The organism is Microbacterium sp. LWH7-1.2 (genome assembly GCF_038397755.1).
Lineage (GTDB): Bacteria > Actinomycetota > Actinomycetes > Actinomycetales > Microbacteriaceae > Microbacterium.
The window spans coordinates 701,210-716,832 of sequence record NZ_CP151637.1; the positions used below are offsets into that span (position 1 = coordinate 701,210).

The following is a 15,623-nucleotide window of genomic DNA, read 5'->3' on the forward strand; positions in this document are numbered from 1 at the left end:
GCCTATGTGCTGTGGGTGCTGGATTGTCGTCTGACATGGCTGCGGGCGTGCTCCAGCGCAGAGGGGAGATCGGCGAACAGGTGGTTCTGGTGCCGGAGCGAGCCGAGCACGCCGACGGTTCGGAAGAGCTCCTCGTGTCCGGGCTGGACGCCCTTGATGAGCACCGTGACGCCTCGACGCTCCATGGTCTGCACGATCTCGGTGAGCACGCGCGCACCGGTCGCGTCGACCAGTTCGAGCCGGGACATGCGCAGGATCACGACCGAGATGCCCGTGAGCCCGGTGACCGCCTCGAACACCCGGTCTGCCGCCGCGAAGAAGAGTGGACCGTCCAGACTCACGATCGCGATGTGCACGTCTTCCGGCGCGGGTTCGCCCGAGGGTGGTTCGCGGTGCACCGACGTCGCCCGCGAGAGGCTGCGCAGTGCGAAGAAGCCCGCGCAGGCGACCCCGATAACGACGGCGACGATCAGATCGAAAGACACCGTCACGACGGCTGTCAGAACGAACGCGGCGGCGTCCGAGCGCGTGGAGCCCAGGATCGAGCGCACGGTCGCGGCGTGGACCATCCGCACCGCGGTGAGGGTCAGCACGCCGGCGAGCGCCGCCAGCGGGATCGCGCTCACCGGACCCGCGGCGATCACGACGAAGCCGAGCAGGACGATGGCGTGCACCATTGCCGCCAGCCGCGAGCGTCCGCCTGAGCGAACGTTGACCGCGGTGCGTGCGATCGCGCCGGTGGCGGGCATGCCTGCGAACAGGCCGGAGCCGATGGACGCGATCCCCTGACCGATCAGCTCGCGATCGGGGTCGTAGCTGCCGGTGTCGGCGAGCGAGGCGGCGACGCGCGCCGAGAGCAGCGACTCGATGGCCGCCAGAGCGGCCACGGTCACCGCGGGGAGGGCCAGGGACCAGAGTTCGGCGGGGTCGAGTGACGGAAGCGCGGGTGCGGGCAGCGTCGCGGGGAGCGGACCGATCACCGCCAGCGGATCGGGCACCACCAGAGCGAGCACCGTGACGACGGCGATCCCGATCAGCGATCCGGGGATCGCGGGATGGATGCGCGGAGCCGCGAGCATGCAGGCGGCCACCGTGCCGGCGGCCGCGAGCGCCCACGGCACATAGGCCCAGTCGGCCTCCGCGATCGCCTGCGCCGCTGCGATGACCGCGTTCGAGCTGTGCTCGCCCGCGGGGCTGAGGGTCGGCGAGACGAGCAGGGGCACCTGCTGCAGGAAGATGATCACGGCGATGCCGAGCGTGAACCCCTCGATGACCGGCCACGGGATGAACGACACCGCGCGGCCGAGCCGCAGCAGTCCGGCGACGAGCACGAGGATCCCTGCGAGCATGCTGACGACCGCGACCGCGCCCGGTCCCTGCGAGGCGACGATGGGCACGAGGACGACGACCATCGCGCCCGTCGGCCCCGACACCTGCACATGCGATCCGCCGAACACGGCCGCGAGCACACCCGCGACGATCGCGGTCACGAGCCCTGCCTCCGCTGTCAGCCCCGAACTCACCCCGAACCCGAGCGCGAGGGGGAGAGCCACGATCCCGACCGTGACCCCGGCGACGAGGTCCCCCCGCCACGTGCGGCGCAGTCCGCGGTAGTCCTCGGGCGAGGGGAGGAGATTCCGCGTGTACGACATCGCACGCCGGGTCCGGCTCGCCCGCGCGGCGGCATCCCTCCCGCTCATCGCGGGGGCAGCGCCGGAAGCGAGTCAGCGCCGGCGAGAAGGTCGCGATCGGACGACAGGACGCCGAGCAGCAGCGCGCGCGCAACGGCGAGCAGTTCGGCCACCTTGGCGTCGGCGAGCCGGTAGTACACATGGCTCGCGCGCCGCTCAGAGGCCACCAGGCGGTGCCGGCGCAGCACGGCGAGGTGCTGGGAGAGGTGGGATGCCTCCAGGCCGGTCTCCGTCTGGAGCTCGGCGACGCTCAGCTCGTCGGCGGCCGAGAGCAGCTCCAGGATGCGGATCCGGAACGGATGCGACAGCCCCTTGAAGAGGCCGGCCTTGACTTCGTACAGCGGTCGCTGAGCTCGTGTTAGTGGCATGATGAAATCATCATATCGCGGGTTCCGGCGGCGACGCGGTGTCAGGATGGAGGGGTGACCTCCCCCGAGCAGCACGTCGTCCCGTTCGCCTCTACCGCCGCCGCTCCCGGCGCACCGTACGTCGACGAGCCCGTCGCGTACGACGGCATCCTCCTCGCGGGCTTCGGCGGGCCAGAGGGCCAGGACGACGTCATCCCGTTCCTCCGCAACGTCACGCGCGGCCGCGGGATCCCCGACGAGCGCCTCGAAGAGGTCGCGCACCACTATCGTCACTTCGGCGGCGTGAGCCCGATCAACGCACAGAACCGCGCACTCAAAGCGGCTCTGGAGGCCGAGCTCGCGCACCGGGGCATCGGTCTGCCCGTGTACTGGGGCAACCGCAACTGGGCACCGTACCTCGGGGAGGCGGTGACGGATGCCGCAGCCGCCGGTCACACGAACCTGCTGGCGCTCGCGACCAGCGCCTATTCGTCATTCTCGAGCTGCCGTCAGTACCGCGAGGACTTCGCCCGTGTTCTCACCGAGACCGGACTCGCCGGCACTGTGACGATCGACAAGGTGCGGCAGTTCTTCGACCATCCGGGCTTCGTGCAGCCCTTCGTCGACGGGGTGCGCGATGCCGTGGCCGGGTTCCTCGCCGACGGCATCGCCCCCGAGGGCGTGCGGGTGCTGTTCTCGACACACAGCATCCCGACGGCGGATGCTGAGCGCTCCGGTCCGCGCGAGGGCGACGAGCTGCACCGCGCATTGGGCGAGGGCGGCGCGTACGCTGCACAGCACATGGCCGTCGCCGAGGTCGTCATGGCGACCGTCGCCGCGGAGATCGCCGGCGCCGACCGCGTCGCGTGGGACCTCGTCTACCAGTCGCGTTCCGGCCCGCCCAGCCAGCCGTGGCTCGAGCCCGACATCAACGATGTCATCGCGGAGCTTCCGGGCGCCGGCGTGAAGGCCGTCGCGATCGTGCCGGTCGGCTTCATGAGCGACCACATGGAGGTCCTGTGGGACCTCGACACCGAGGCGATGGAGGCCGCCGCCGAGGTGGGCATCCGCGCGGTGCGCACGCCGACGCCCGGCGTCGACCCGGTCTTCGTGTCGGGACTCGTCGACCTCGTCGAAGAGCGCCTGGACGGCACGCCGGCGGGCGAGCGGCCCCACGCCACCGACCTCGGACCCTGGTTCGACGTCTGCCGCCCCGCCTGCTGCGAGAACGTGCGCGCAGGCTTCAAGCCGGCCGCCGCCGGCATCGCCCCCTGAGCCCGCCACCCGCCTGATCCGACGGTCGCCGCAGGGCGCAGCATCCGTCGTCCTTCGTCCACCCCCTCTCTCTAGGATTGAGCCCATGCGCATCCACATCGCGACCGACCACGCCGGCCTCGAGTTCTCGACGCAGCTGCAGCACCATCTCGCGGCCGCCGGCCACGAGGTCGTCGACCACGGCCCGATCGAGTACGACCCGCTCGACGACTACCCGGCGTTCTGCATCCGCGCGGCCGAGGCTGTCGTGCGCGACCAGGCCGCCGGCATCGAGGCGCTCGGCGTCGTCTTCGGCGGCTCGGGCAACGGCGAGCAGATCGCCGCGAACAAGGTCGTGGGCGTCCGCGCCGCACTCGCGTGGAGCATCGCCACGGCGGAGCTCGCTCGCGAGCACAACGACGCGAACGTCATCGCGATCGGCGCACGCCAGCACACGTTCGAAGAGGCCGCGAGCTTCATCGACCGCTTCATCGCGACGCCCTTCTCAGGCGAGGAGCGCCACGCGCGCCGCATCGCCCAGCTCGCCGCGTATGAGGAGGACGGCACGCTCGAGCCCGACCCGCGAGCTGTCGCCGGGCAGCCCGACGTCCTCGCCGCCGACGACAGCTCGTTCGATCCCGAAGCCGGCTGAGCAGTGCCGGAGGGGCATTCCGTCCATCGCATCGCCCGCCAGTTCGACCGCAACTTCGTCGGCCGCTCCGTCGCGGCGTCGAGCCCGCAGGGACGCTTCGTCGAGGGCTCCGAGATCCTGAGCGGGCGCACCGCGACGTCGGTACGGGCCGTCGGCAAGCAGATGTTCCTCGAGTTCGACGACGACCTGTGGCTGCGCGTGCACCTCGGCATGTACGGTGCGTGGGACTTCGCGGGCGAGATCCTCGTGGATCCGACCATCGCGTCGGCCAACGGGCGCATGGGCCAGACGAACCAGCGGGGCACGGACCTCGATGACCCGATCCTCGACACGGCCGGCGAGAACTCGCTGACCTCGATCGGAGCCCCGCGCCGCACGCGCGTCCACGTGCGCATGTCGGAGCAGACCACCGGGCTCGCCGACGAGGGGGACGAGTGGCCGCCGCCCGTGGTCGGTCAGGTGCGGCTCCGCCTGCTCACGGAGGTGACGTGCGCCGATCTGCGCGGGCCGACGGCCTGCGAGCTGCAGACGCCGGAAGAGGTTGCTGCGACCATCTCGAAGCTCGGACCGGACCCGCTGGTCGACGACATCGCGGAGGGGGAGGAGCGGTTCACGTCGGTCGTGCGGCGCAAGCCGACCTCCATCGGCCTGCTGCTCATGGACCAGAACGTGGTGAGCGGCATCGGCAACGTGTATCGCGCCGAGCTGCTGTTCCGGGCGCGCCAGAACCCGCACACGCCGGGGCGCGACGTCCCCGAGGAGGTCGTCCGCGACATCTGGCGGGACTGGGTGCGGCTCCTGGCGATCGGCGTCGAAACCGGCCAGATGATGACGATGGACGACCTCGACCCCGAGGCGTATCGTGCGGCGATGGCGAGTCGCGACGACCGCCACTGGGTCTACCACCGCGCGGGTCTCCCGTGCCGGGTGTGCGGCACCGCGATCGTGGTCGAGGAGGCCGCGGGGCGGAAGCTCTACTGGTGCCCGTTCTGCCAGGCCTGACTGTGACGCCGGGGGCCCGACCCCGCGAATAGGCTGGGCGCATGCGTCAGAACCCGAGCTTCGCGATGTCGGATGCCGGCGAGATCCGCCGGCTCATCGAACAGAATCCGTGGGTCACGATCGTCTCGTCGACCGACACCGGGCTGGTCGCCTCGCACTACGCCGTGCTGCTGGACGGCGACGTCGACGACGGGGATCACGACGCTCTCACGATCGTGGGCCACGTCGGCAAGCCCGACGACCTCATCCACGGTCTCGGAGAGCGTGAGCTGCTGGTGGTGGTTCAGGGCCCGCACGGATACATCTCGCCGGGGTGGTACGGCGACGTGCCCAGCGTGCCGACGTGGAACTTCGTGTCGGCGCACCTGACCGGCGTCCCTGAGCTGCTGAGCCCGGAGGAGAACCTCCGGGTGCTCGAGCGCCTCGTCACGCGCTTCGAGAGCGGCCTGCCGCAGCCGCGCCTCATGTGGGAGCCGCCGAACGATCCGGAGTACGTGCGCAGGCTGGAGCAGGGCACGGTCGGCTTCCGGCTCACGCCGACCAAGGTCGTCGGCAAGCGCAAGCTGAGCCAGAACAAGCCCGACGAGACGGTCGAGACCGTCATCGTGGAACTCGAGTCCGGCGCGAGCCCGTACGCCGATCCGCGGCTGGCGGCCGAGATGCGCCGCGATCTCGAGACCCGGAAGGCGGCCCGATGACGGCCGCGCGCGGCGAAGCCATAGACGTCATCGCGAACGCGCATCTGACCGGCTCCGACCGCACCGATCCGTTCGGCGCGGACCCGGTCGACGTGCACCTCGCCGAAGGGCTCGTGGTCGACATCGCGCCCGCGGGGGCCCTGCCACGTCACGGGCACGTGCTCGACGCCGACGGCGGCTGGGTCATCCCCGGTCTCTGGGACCACCACGTCCACACCGTGCAATGGGCGCTCTCCGCCCAGCGGGTCGCCCTCGGAGGGGCGGCGACCGCCGCACACGCGGCGGCGCTCATGGCCGCGGCCGAGACCCTTCCCGACGGACGCCGCGTGGGCACCGGCTTCCGCGACGCCTTCTGGGCCGACACGCCCGACCTCGCGCTCCTGGATGCGGTGACGGGCGAGATTCCGACCTACCTCATCAACGCCGACGTGCACAGCGTGTGGCTGAACTCGGCGGCCCTGCGCCGCGAGGGGTTCGAGCCGGAGGGGTCCGGCTTCCTCCGCGAGGAGCCGGCGTTCGAGATCTCGCGCCGCCTCAACGCCGTCGACGCGTCGGTGTCCGATCCGCTCGTGACGCGCATGGCGCAGGATGCGGCGTCCCGCGGCGTCGTCGGACTCGTCGATCTCGACATGTCGTGGAACGAGGACGCGTGGGCGCGGCGGCTCGCCACCGGGTTCGACGCGCTGCGGGTCTCCTTCGGGATCTACCCCCAGTTCCTCGAGCGGGCCATCGCCGACGGACTCCAGACGGGGGACGCGGCCAGGGGCGCAGCATCCGATCTCGTCCGCGTCGGCCCGCTCAAGGTGATCACCGATGGCTCGCTCGGCACCCGCACCGCCGCGTGCTCCCACGCATACCCGGACGATCCGCACAACCACGGCATGATCACGGTCGACCTCGCGACGCTCGTCGAGCTCATGACGCGAGCCACGGCCGCGGGCATCGCGTCGGCGATCCACGCGATCGGCGACGTCGCGAACTCGCACGCACTGGACGCCTTCGCCGCGACGGGCGCCTGGGGCACCATCGAGCACGCGCAGCTCGTCGCCCATGCCGACATCCCGCGGTTCGCGCGGCTGGGGGTCGGCGCGAGCGTCCAGCCCGAGCACGCCCTCGACGACCGCGAACTGACCGACAGCGTATGGGCGGGTCAGACCGCGCAGCCGTATCCGCTGCGGGCTCTCGCCGATACGGGTGCGAACCTGCTCTTCGGCTCCGATGCGCCCGTCTCGCCGCTCGATCCGTGGGCAGCGATGGCGGCCGCTGTGTTCCGCACACGCGAGGGCCGCGAGCCGTGGCAGCCGGCGCAGCGCGTCGACGCCGCGACGGCGCTGGCCGCCTCGACGCGCGGCGGCTCCGCCGAGCCCGCGCGCATCGATCCCGGTGACGCCGCCGACCTCGCGGTCTGCGAGCACGACCCCCTCGCCGTCGGCGAGCCGACGCTGCGCAGGATGAAGGTGGCTGCGACGCTGCTGGCGGGACGCCTCACCCACGTGGACTGAGCCGCGGGCCCATGCGGGGGTCTTCCCCCGTATCGGTCTGGGAGCACATCGGATGCCGCCCCGTCGTCGGCGTCGCGAAGCTGGGAACATGAGTTCCGAGGGAGACATCGATGACCGCCGCCACCACTGAGCCGGCTCCGCTCCAACCCGTCGCTTCCCGCCCCGTCTCGGGGTTCTGGGCGTCCTACGGGCAGGCGTGGGTCCGCACCCCCGGCAGTGCGTTGTACCTGCTCGCGGTGTTCGTACTCGCGATGGTCTCGGTGAGCCTGCTCGCCTCCCTGTTCTGGACGGGCGTCGGGCTGCTGATCCTCGTGATCGGGCTGCCGCTCATCGTGCTGACGCTGCTGATCGCGCGGGGCTTCGGCATCGCCGACAGGTTCCTCCTCCTGCTGACCGCACAGCCCGAGATCCCCGAGCCGGAGTGGAATCGCGACAGGCCGGAGGCGACGGGCTTCTGGATGACGCTGACCCGCCCGATCCGCAACGCGCACTATTGGCTGTATCTCGTGCACGGCATGATCGTGAACCCGATCATCAGCACCATCTCGTTCACCCTCACGGTCGTATGGCTGAGCGCCGGCCTCGGCGGTCTCACGTACTGGTTCTGGGGCCTCTTCCTCCCGCGCAGCTGGAACGCCGACGGCTCGGGTGGGGAGTGGGGGCACTACGTCGCAGACTTCATGCCGTGGCTCTTCGGCGGCTGGTCGAGCTGGGCAGTCGAGGTCGCGCTCTATCTCATCGCCGGCATCGTCTTCACCTTCACGATGCCGTGGGTGCTCGGCGGCCTTGCGCGCGGCCACCACGCGATCGCGAAGGGCATGCTCGGCCGGTGGCAGTCGGACGAGCTCGCCGCCGAGGTCCGCGCCGAAGCCGCGGCGCGCGGCGCCGCGGTGCACGCCGAGGACCTCGCACTGCGTCGCCTCGAGCGCGACATCCACGACGGCCCGCAGCAGCGCCTGGTGCGGCTGCAGATGGACCTCGCCGCGCTGGAGCGGCGCGCCGAGTCGGGAGACACGGATGCTGCCGCCGACCTCGCGCGGGAGGCACGAGGTCACGCGAAGGCGGCGCTGGATGAGCTGCGGGCGCTGTCCAGCGGCGTCGCACCGCCGCTCCTGCAGGACCGCGGGCTTGCTGCCGCCCTGGGCGCCGTCGCGACCGCATCGCCGCTGTGGGTGCAGGTCGACGTCGACCCCTCGATCGACCTCGCCGTCAGTCAGGAGGCGGCGCGCACCGTCTACTTCGTCGTCGCCGAGCTGATGACGAACGCGGTCAAGCACTCCGGAGCCACCGGGGTGACCCTTCGCGCCTCGTTGCGACGAAGCGCAGCCGGGACTCCGACGCACCTCGACGTCTGGGTCGTGGACAACGGCCGCGGCGGCGCGGCCATCACGTCGGGCCACGGGCTCGAGGGCCTGCGCGAACGGGTCGCCGGGCTCCGCGGCGTGCTGGTCGTGACGAGCCCGGTCGGCGGGCCGACGTCGGTCGGCGCCCATATCCCTCTCACGGTCGCGCCATGACGCGTGCCTATCCTGAGGGGATGGCCGCATCGTCCGACTCCGCACCGCTGCGCGTCGTCCTGTTCGAGGACTCGGTCCTGCTGCGGGAGGGGCTCGTCCGGCTGTTCGACGAGGCCGGGTACACGACGGCGGGCGCCTGGGGCGACGCCGAGGATGTGGTGGGCCGCGTTCGCGAGGCGCGGGCGGACGTCGCGATCCTCGACGTCCGCCTGCCCCCGGGCTTCCGCGACGAGGGCATCCGCGCGGCCCTGGCGGTGCGCGCCGCGCTTCCCGCCGTCGGCATCCTCGTGCTCAGCCAGTACGTCGAGGGCGTCTACGCGAAGGAGCTTCTCGCGGGCGGCGAGGGTGGCGTCGGCTACCTCCTGAAGGACCGCGTCACGTCCCTGGATGAATTCACGGATGCCGTGCGCCGTGTCCGCGAGCGTGGGACGGTGCTCGATCCGCTCGTCGTGCAGGGACTGCTCTCAGCGCGACCCGATCCGCTCTCCACGCTCACGCCGCGCGAACGCGACGTGCTCACCCTCATGGCGGAGGGACGCAGCAACGCGAGCATCGCGCAACGGCTGTTCATCGGCGTCGGAGCGGTGGAGAAGAACATCAGCGCCATCTTCGCGAAGCTCGGTCTCGAGGAGTCCGGCACCGAGCACCGCAGGGTCCTGGCGGCGCTCGCCTTTCTGCAGCATCCATGACGTGACGAAGGCCTCCGGGGATCCCGGAGGCCTTCGTCACGCCGTTGCGATCACTCGGCGAGGTGCGCGAAGAGGAACCAGCGGTCCTTCTCGAGCGACTCCTTGATGCCGATCGCGATGTCCTGGCTCGTGAGGTCGAACTCGTCGAGCCCGTCGATCGCGGCCTGCGTGTCGGCGATGACGGTGTCCATGTCGGAGATCACGTTGCGGATCAGCGCGTCCCACTGGGTGAAGCCCGCAGGGACCGCCGTAGAGGTCTTCTGCGCGACCGTTCCGACGCGGGCGTCGATCGGGAGACCGAGGGCCACGATGCGCTCGGCGGCCTGGTCGGCGCCGGCCTGTGCGTGGAGCACCACCGAGTCCAGCAGTTCGTGGATGGCGATGAAGTTCGCGCCGCGCACGTTCCAGTGCGCCTGCTTTCCGTTCACGGCCAGGGCCTGCAGGCCCAGGACAACGGGGGTGAGGAACTGCGCCGTCGCGGCGGCGACGTCGGGGTTCGCTGCGGTTGCGGGGGTGGTCTGGGTGTTCGTCATGTCTCTGGCCTCCATCGTTCGGAGGGTCGCTCAGCTCAGCGGTCTTCCTCCGGTGACTGCAACGCTACTCACGAGAAGTCATTCCGCAAGCAAGAGAAGGCTGGGCTAAACCGGGGAATCCGCGCCGTCGGTGCGGGCGCGTCGTGCGACAGCGGCTAACGTCGATTCGTGCCTTCCGCCGATCACGACCTCGGACCGCAGCATCTGGGCGCTCCCGCCACGACCGTGACCCGGGAGCCCCGCGATCGCTCGCCCGAACACGCCGAGCCCTCGCGCTTCATCCCGCACGTGCAGGGCCTGCGCGCGATCGCCGTCCTGTGCGTCGTGCTTTACCACTTCTGGCCCGGCCGGCTCACCGGCGGCTACATCGGCGTCGACATCTTCTTCGTGATCTCGGGCTTCCTCATCACGGCGCACCTGATGCGCGAGCTCACAGCGACCGGCACGGTGCGGCTCGGTCAGTTCTGGGCGCGCCGCGCACGACGCCTGCTCCCCGCATCCCTTCTCGTCCTGCTCTTCTGCGCGCTCGTCGTGATGTCGCCCTACCTCATGCCCACGTCGGCATTGCCGAACGAGGTGCGCGAGATCCTGGCGTCGACGTTCTACGTCGAGAACTGGTACCTGGCCCTCAATTCCGCCGACTACCTCAACCACTCCGGTTCGCCCACCACGGTGCAGCACTACTGGTCGTTGTCGCTGGAAGAGCAGTTCTACGTGATGTGGCCCCTCATCATGCTGCTGGCCGCGTGGATCGGCGTGAAGTTCTTCCGCGGCGCGCGCCGGCGCGCGATCATCACGGCCCTCGGCACCGTGACCGTGGTCTCCTTCGTGTTCTGCGTCGTCTTCACGATCACGAATCCGGCACCCGCCTACTTCGTCACATTCGGCCGAATGTGGCAGTTCGGAGTGGGAGCGCTCATCGCGTTGGTGCCGATGCTGCGCGTACGCAACGCGATCGGCAGCTTCGTGCTCGGCTGGGGCGGCATCCTGCTGCTCCTCTACGTCGCCTTCACGTTCGACGGTCAGACGCCGTTCCCCGGTCACATGGCGGCGCTGCCGACCTTGGGCGCGGCCGCGGTCATCGCTGCGTCGAACACCGCACGCTGGTGGTACCCGACGCGCATCCTCGCGATCCGTCCGGCGCAGTTCGTCGGAGACATCTCGTACTCGCTCTATCTCTGGCACTGGCCGCTGATCGTCATCGCGCCCTCGGTGCCGTTCTGGGGCCTCACGATCTACCATCGCGTAGCGCTCCTGGTGCTCTGCTTCGTGCTCGCGTGGCTCACGAAGCGGTTCGTGGAGGACCCGGCCCGTGGCTGGAAGGTGCTCACCTCGCGCCCCGCCCGCGTGACGCTGTGGTCGTCGCTCGCGGCGATGGTCGTGGTGGGCCTCGTCGCGGCCTCCGCGTGGTTCGTCAACGCGCCGTTGTACAACCAGGGCACGCGCGACATCGCCGAGCTGCAGCAGAACCCGCCGGAGTGCTTCGGCGCGGCATCCGTGCTCGACTCCGCCTGCGCCGGCGCCGACTTCGGCGATACGATCCTGCCTGCCCCCGGCTTCGCCGGCATCGACCGGCCCGAGAACCCGGACTGCTTCGTGCAGCTCACCGATTCGCGACCCGTCTCGTGCACCTTCGGCTCGGATGACCCCGACGCTCCCCGCATCGCGCTCATCGGCGACAGCCACGCCTACCAGCTACTGTCGACGTTCCAGCGCATGGCCGACGAGAACGGCTGGCAGCTGGTGACCTGGTTCAAGGGCGCATGCCCCTGGAACACCACGCCGCTGTCGACGCCGGGGGCCTTCGGCGCCGCCTGCACCGAATGGCGCGGCCGCGTGCAGAACGCCATCGACGACGCCGACCTCGACGCCGTGTTCACGGCGGCGATCGCGACCACGCCGTACTCGTCCGCCGGGTACGACTCCTCGTACGACGCGGCCGTGGCCGGCTACCGTGATGCGTGGAGCACGGTCACGGAGCGCGGCATCCCCGTCATCACCGTGGTCGACAACCCGGTGTGGGAGACGGATCCGAACAAGTGCCTGCGCACGCGCGACGTCTCGGAGTGCGACGGCGCCCGGTCGGACGTGCTCGTGGAGGACGATCCGCTGCGGGCCGCAGCATCCGGTCTCGATTCGGTCACTCTGCTCGATTTCACCGACGTGTTCTGCGGCACCGAGACGTGCGCGCCGGTCGTGGGCGGGGCGAACATCTATCGCGACCAGGACCACCTGACGGTCACCTTCGCCGACACGCTGGCCCCGTGGTACACCGAAGCCATCGAGGTGGCGCTGGCCAATAGAGTCGCCTCATGACAGTCGCACCCGGAGCATCGGTCCTCACCGCGGCGGGCAGGACGCCCTCGCTCGACCCCACGTCGTTCGTCGCGGCCGGCGCGCGCGTCGTCGGGGGAGTGACCCTCGGCCCCGGCGCCAGCGTCTGGTACAACGCGGTGCTCCGCGCCGACGGCGACACCATCACGGTCGGGGCGAACAGCAACCTGCAGGACAACGTCTCCGTCCACGTCGACGCGGGCCGGCCCGTCGTCATCGGCGAGAACGTCTCGGTCGGGCACAACGCCGTCGTGCACGGCTGCACGATCGGCGACGGCTCGCTCATCGGCATGGGCGCCGTCGTGCTCAACGGCGCGAAGATCGGATCCGGATGCCTCGTCGCCGGCGGCGCGGTAGTGCTCGAGGGGTCCGAGATCCCGGACGGCTCCCTGGTCGCCGGCGTGCCCGCGAAGGTGCGCCGCGAGCTCACCGATGAGGAACGCGCCGGACTGCTGCGCAACGCCGAGCACTACCTCGCGCACATCGGCGAGCATCGCGACGCAGCGCCCCTCGGCTGAGCCGCCGTTCGGTGGCCTCAGCTCCGCGGCTGCGCCGGAGGGTGATGCTTGCCACGGTGCACCTCGTACAGACGCACGTGGCCTGGCCACGCCGGGTCGTTCTCGATCGGCAGGTCGTCCATGAAGTGACGGATGACGTGGGCCAGCTGCCCCGGATGGCTGAAGTTGATCGCGTGGGCGGCGCCCTCCAGCATGACGACCAGCACATGGCTGTCGGTCTGGCTGGCGATCTCATCGACGCGGTGCGCGTGGGGGAGCAGCGGGTCGCGCTGGCCGAGCACCACGAGCGTGGGGATGCGCATCTCGAGCAGTCGCTGCAGTGACGGGTACTGCGTGAGGGAGCGGAACATGCGCATCGTGCTCGGCACGCCGAAGCGCACGTAGTCGGGCACGGCGACGCGTGCCATCTTGACGGGCTCGCGTGGCGCGTCCTGCGAGAGCTGCTTGATGGCGCGGCGCAGCGGCTGGTTGAACAGGCCGCCCGCGGGGGATACCAGCACCGCGCGGTCGATGCGCTCCGGGTAGCGGTGCGCGAACTCGATGATGACCGGGCAGCCCATCGAGTTGCCGACGAGCGTCGCCTTCTCGACGCCGCGGTCGTCGAAGAAGTCGACCGCGGCGCGCGCGAGGTCGGGAATGTCGAGCATGTCTCTGCGCTTGCCGCTGCGCCCGAAGCCGGGAAGGTCGGGCACATAGGTGTGGAACTCGTCCGCGAGTCGCTCGGCCGTCGGCAGGAGGTAACGACCGGAGAGCCCGAATCCGTGCACGTGCGCCATGACGCGCTCGTCCTTCGTCGGGTTCGGCGACTCCCGATAGAAGACGTCGACGCCGTCGATGCGCGTCCACTTCTCGGCGAGCGTCGACGCGGGCCGGCGAGGGACCTTGCGCTCGCCCGGCTCAGGGGTGGGCTTACTGCTGCTCATCGCGGGCTCCTGCAGGGCATGGAACTGTTCCACACTCAGTCTGCCGCGACAGTGCGACCCGCGAACAGTGGGGCACGCGGCAGAACATCGCGCGATCTGAACGAAATTCGCCGTCGGGAGGCGGCACTCGTCTCAGACGAACCGCACCCAGTTCGCCCCGCCGCCCGTCTCGACCCGCTGCAGCAGCTCGAGCCGATCCTCGTCCACCGCGTAGAGGGCGACATCGCTCGACCGCTCACCCGCCGCGACGAGGTATGCGCCGTCCGGGCTGATCGCGAATCCGCGCGGCTGCGTCTCTGTCACCGTGAAGCTCGTCGCCGCCGACACCGACCCATCGGCCGACACGGATGCCGCACCCAGCGTGCTCTCCGTGCGCTCGGTGGCCCACAGCCACCGGCCACCCGCGCCGAAGTGCACGTCCGCACCCCAGATGAGGTGCTCGGCGCGCGGATCCGCGCCGAATCGGCTGTGCGTGAGTCCCTTCGACGGATCGAACACGGATGCTGCGCCCACGAGCTCCAGGGTTCCGTCGGAGGTGTCGCGGGCGTAGCGCAGCACTTCGCCCGAGAACTCCGTCAGGACGTACACCGCGTCCTGGGCGTCGTTGAGCACGAGATGCCTGGGGCCGCTGCCTTCCGGCGCGGCGACCGTCGCCGGCTCGAGCGGTTCCAGCGAGAGATCGTCGCCGATGGCGTACTGCCCCACCAGGTCGGCGCCGAGCGAGACGAAATACGCGAACCGGCCGTCGGCGCTCGGCAGCACCGAGTGCAGGTTGGGAAACTCGATCCGCGACACGGGCTCGCCGACGGCTCCGTCGGTCACCGGCGCGATGATCCCGTACCCGCCGCCGTACGACGCGCCGAGCAGACCTGAACCGTCGCGCGTGAGCGCGAGATAGTTCATGCCGCCTCCGACCAGATCTGCGCGCGAGACCGGCGAAAGCCGCCCCGTCTCGCGATCGAGCCGGAGCGTGACGATCGCGGCGGGCTCACCCTTGACGCCGGCGTAGACGAGGTCGCGCCCCGCGTCCACCACGAACGTGGAGCATCCGTCGAGTCCTTCCGTCACCGCGAGCCGTTCGAGGGATCCGTCCGAGAGCCGGAAGGTGCTGATGCTGCCATCGCCGGCATTGGCCACGAGTACGAGAAGCGATTCGGTCACCCTTCGATCGTAGGCGCGGCGGCGGGGCGGCGCGGCGGCTCCTGGACATGAAGAAAGCCCCGATTCGTCGGGGCTTTCTCGTATGGAGGGGATGACGGGAATCGAACCCGCACCATCAGTTTGGAAGACTGAGGCTCTACCATTGAGCTACATCCCCGTGCGCCCGCGGACGGGTACCGACCAATCGTATTACATCGCGAAGGTCTTCCCGTTCCGACCCGCGGTCCGGACGCGCGGCCGAGCGAAGGAGCCGGCGATGGAACGCACGGGCAGGCAGGTCGTGGAGGCGCTGGTCGCCACGCTGAATGCGGGCGAGGTGGCCGGCATGGACGACGTCTTCCGCGACGACGCCGTCATCGAGTGGCCGCAGTCGGGGGAGCGCATCGTCGGCGCCGACAACCGGCGCGCGATCTACGGAGCGTTCCCGCAGCTTCCTGCGATCTCGCCGCGGCGTCTCACGGGTGATGGAGACCTGTGGGTGCTGGAGGCTGACCTCGACTACGGCGACGGCGATCCCTACCAGACCGTGTTCGTGTTCGAGCTGCGCGACGGACTCATCTCCAAAGAGACCGCGTATTGGACGAAGCCGTTCCCGGCGCCCGACTGGCGCGCGGGCTGGGTCGAGCGGATATAGCTCGGCGCAGGAACGTCTCGGGCAGGTCGGCTAGACTTCTCGGGGCCGAAAGGCGCACGCACGCGTGCGAACCCGCCCGGGGCGTAGCTCAGCTTGGTAGAGCGCCCGCTTTGGGAGCGGGAGGCCGCAGGTTCAAATCCTGTCGCCCCGACATCACGGCCATCGGAA

The 15,623-nt window shown here is 70.4% G+C and carries 15 protein-coding genes and 2 tRNA genes; 11 read left to right on the forward strand and 6 right to left on the reverse strand.

What is annotated here, in order from left to right:
- Positions 1–2: 2 nt before the first annotated feature.
- Both MRBLWH7_RS03330 and MRBLWH7_RS03335 read right to left on the reverse strand, forming a co-directional pair.
- The gene (locus MRBLWH7_RS03330) at positions 3–1,652 is read right to left on the reverse strand and encodes a SulP family inorganic anion transporter (RefSeq protein ID WP_341999119.1); all 1,650 of its coding nucleotides are present in this window, start codon (positions 1,650–1,652) and stop codon (positions 3–5) included.
- A gap of 44 nt (positions 1,653–1,696) precedes the next feature.
- On the reverse strand, positions 1,697–2,059 hold the full coding sequence (locus MRBLWH7_RS03335) for a metalloregulator ArsR/SmtB family transcription factor (protein ID WP_341999121.1): 363 nt from the start codon (positions 2,057–2,059) through the stop codon (positions 1,697–1,699).
- A gap of 54 nt (positions 2,060–2,113) precedes the next feature.
- On the opposite strand from MRBLWH7_RS03335, the gene MRBLWH7_RS03340 reads away from it, so the two are divergent.
- The 7 genes from MRBLWH7_RS03340 (at position 2,114) to MRBLWH7_RS03370 (ending at position 9,352) form a co-directional block, all read left to right on the forward strand.
- On the forward strand, positions 2,114–3,313 hold the full coding sequence (locus MRBLWH7_RS03340; RefSeq protein WP_341999123.1) for a ferrochelatase: 1,200 nt from the start codon (positions 2,114–2,116) through the stop codon (positions 3,311–3,313).
- Between the two features lie 85 nt (positions 3,314–3,398).
- Positions 3,399–3,944, forward strand: a complete 546-nt coding sequence (locus MRBLWH7_RS03345; RefSeq protein ID WP_341999125.1) for a ribose-5-phosphate isomerase — start codon at positions 3,399–3,401, stop codon at positions 3,942–3,944.
- 3 nt (positions 3,945–3,947) lie between these two features.
- Positions 3,948–4,946 carry a DNA-formamidopyrimidine glycosylase family protein gene (locus MRBLWH7_RS03350; protein WP_341999127.1) on the forward strand — a complete coding sequence of 333 codons (999 nt, stop codon included), beginning with the start codon at positions 3,948–3,950 and terminating at the stop codon, positions 4,944–4,946.
- Positions 4,947–4,987: 41 nt separating this feature from the next.
- On the forward strand, positions 4,988–5,644 hold the full coding sequence (locus tag MRBLWH7_RS03355; protein WP_341999129.1) for an FMN-binding negative transcriptional regulator: 657 nt from the start codon (positions 4,988–4,990) through the stop codon (positions 5,642–5,644).
- Complete coding sequence (locus MRBLWH7_RS03360; protein WP_341999131.1) at positions 5,641–7,146, forward strand: amidohydrolase family protein; 1,506 nt, start codon at positions 5,641–5,643, stop codon at positions 7,144–7,146. The genes MRBLWH7_RS03355 and MRBLWH7_RS03360 overlap by 4 nt, the downstream gene beginning before the upstream one ends.
- 110 nt (positions 7,147–7,256) lie before the next feature.
- A complete protein-coding gene (locus MRBLWH7_RS03365) occupies positions 7,257–8,663 on the forward strand; it encodes a sensor domain-containing protein (protein ID WP_341999133.1) in 1,407 nt (468 codons plus the stop codon).
- A 20-nt stretch (positions 8,664–8,683) separates the two neighbouring features.
- Positions 8,684–9,352, forward strand: coding sequence for a response regulator transcription factor (locus tag MRBLWH7_RS03370; RefSeq protein ID WP_341999135.1), 669 nt, complete (start codon positions 8,684–8,686; stop codon positions 9,350–9,352).
- A 50-nt stretch (positions 9,353–9,402) separates the two neighbouring features.
- Here the strand turns inward: MRBLWH7_RS03370 and MRBLWH7_RS03375 are convergent, their stop codons facing one another.
- Positions 9,403–9,885: a DNA starvation/stationary phase protection protein gene (locus tag MRBLWH7_RS03375; RefSeq protein ID WP_341999137.1), complete on the reverse strand. Its 483-nt coding sequence runs from the start codon at positions 9,883–9,885 to the stop codon at positions 9,403–9,405.
- Positions 9,886–10,053: 168 nt separating this feature from the next.
- Here MRBLWH7_RS03375 and MRBLWH7_RS03380 point away from each other — a divergent pair, with 168 nt between their 5' ends.
- Positions 10,054–12,201 (forward strand): acyltransferase family protein, encoded by a 2,148-nt coding sequence (locus tag MRBLWH7_RS03380; RefSeq protein ID WP_341999138.1) that lies wholly within the window; start codon positions 10,054–10,056, stop codon positions 12,199–12,201.
- The gene (locus MRBLWH7_RS03385) at positions 12,198–12,737 is read left to right on the forward strand and encodes a gamma carbonic anhydrase family protein (protein ID WP_341999139.1); all 540 of its coding nucleotides are present in this window, start codon (positions 12,198–12,200) and stop codon (positions 12,735–12,737) included. Before MRBLWH7_RS03380 ends, MRBLWH7_RS03385 begins: the two co-directional genes overlap by 4 nt.
- Before the next feature lie 17 nt (positions 12,738–12,754).
- Here MRBLWH7_RS03385 and MRBLWH7_RS03390 read toward each other — a convergent pair whose 3' ends face one another.
- From MRBLWH7_RS03390 to MRBLWH7_RS03400, 3 genes are all read right to left on the reverse strand, one after another.
- Positions 12,755–13,660, reverse strand: coding sequence for an alpha/beta fold hydrolase (locus MRBLWH7_RS03390; protein WP_341999141.1), 906 nt, complete (start codon positions 13,658–13,660; stop codon positions 12,755–12,757).
- Between the two features lie 132 nt (positions 13,661–13,792).
- On the reverse strand, positions 13,793–14,821 hold the full coding sequence (locus MRBLWH7_RS03395; RefSeq protein WP_341999143.1) for a beta-propeller fold lactonase family protein: 1,029 nt from the start codon (positions 14,819–14,821) through the stop codon (positions 13,793–13,795).
- Between the two features lie 83 nt (positions 14,822–14,904).
- Positions 14,905–14,978: transfer RNA gene (locus MRBLWH7_RS03400), tRNA-Gly, on the reverse strand.
- Positions 14,979–15,077: 99 nt separating this feature from the next.
- Between MRBLWH7_RS03400 and MRBLWH7_RS03405 the strand changes: the two genes are divergently transcribed.
- Together MRBLWH7_RS03405 and MRBLWH7_RS03410 are read left to right on the forward strand one after the other, a co-directional pair.
- Positions 15,078–15,455 carry a nuclear transport factor 2 family protein gene (locus tag MRBLWH7_RS03405; protein WP_341999145.1) on the forward strand — a complete coding sequence of 126 codons (378 nt, stop codon included), beginning with the start codon at positions 15,078–15,080 and terminating at the stop codon, positions 15,453–15,455.
- Between the two features lie 77 nt (positions 15,456–15,532).
- Positions 15,533–15,606: transfer RNA gene (locus MRBLWH7_RS03410), tRNA-Pro, on the forward strand.
- The last annotated feature ends 17 nt before the right edge of the window (positions 15,607–15,623 follow it).

Bases quoted from the DNA above. Each gene is read 5' to 3' on its own strand.
- MRBLWH7_RS03405 (WP_341999145.1), top strand. From the start codon at position 15,078: ATGGAACGCACGGGCAGGCAGGTCGTGGAGGCGCTGGTCGCCACGCTG.
- MRBLWH7_RS03330 (WP_341999119.1), bottom strand. From the start codon at position 1,652: ATGTCGTACACGCGGAATCTCCTCCCCTCGCCCGAGGACTACCGCGGA.
- MRBLWH7_RS03355 (WP_341999129.1), top strand. From the start codon at position 4,988: ATGCGTCAGAACCCGAGCTTCGCGATGTCGGATGCCGGCGAGATCCGC.
- MRBLWH7_RS03390 (WP_341999141.1), bottom strand. From the start codon at position 13,660: ATGAGCAGCAGTAAGCCCACCCCTGAGCCGGGCGAGCGCAAGGTCCCT.
- MRBLWH7_RS03335 (WP_341999121.1), bottom strand. From the start codon at position 2,059: ATGCCACTAACACGAGCTCAGCGACCGCTGTACGAAGTCAAGGCCGGC.
- MRBLWH7_RS03365 (WP_341999133.1), top strand. From the start codon at position 7,257: ATGACCGCCGCCACCACTGAGCCGGCTCCGCTCCAACCCGTCGCTTCC.
- MRBLWH7_RS03375 (WP_341999137.1), bottom strand. From the start codon at position 9,885: ATGACGAACACCCAGACCACCCCCGCAACCGCAGCGAACCCCGACGTC.
- MRBLWH7_RS03385 (WP_341999139.1), top strand. From the start codon at position 12,198: ATGACAGTCGCACCCGGAGCATCGGTCCTCACCGCGGCGGGCAGGACG.
- MRBLWH7_RS03370 (WP_341999135.1), top strand. From the start codon at position 8,684: ATGGCCGCATCGTCCGACTCCGCACCGCTGCGCGTCGTCCTGTTCGAG.
- MRBLWH7_RS03345 (WP_341999125.1), top strand. From the start codon at position 3,399: ATGCGCATCCACATCGCGACCGACCACGCCGGCCTCGAGTTCTCGACG.
- MRBLWH7_RS03360 (WP_341999131.1), top strand. From the start codon at position 5,641: ATGACGGCCGCGCGCGGCGAAGCCATAGACGTCATCGCGAACGCGCAT.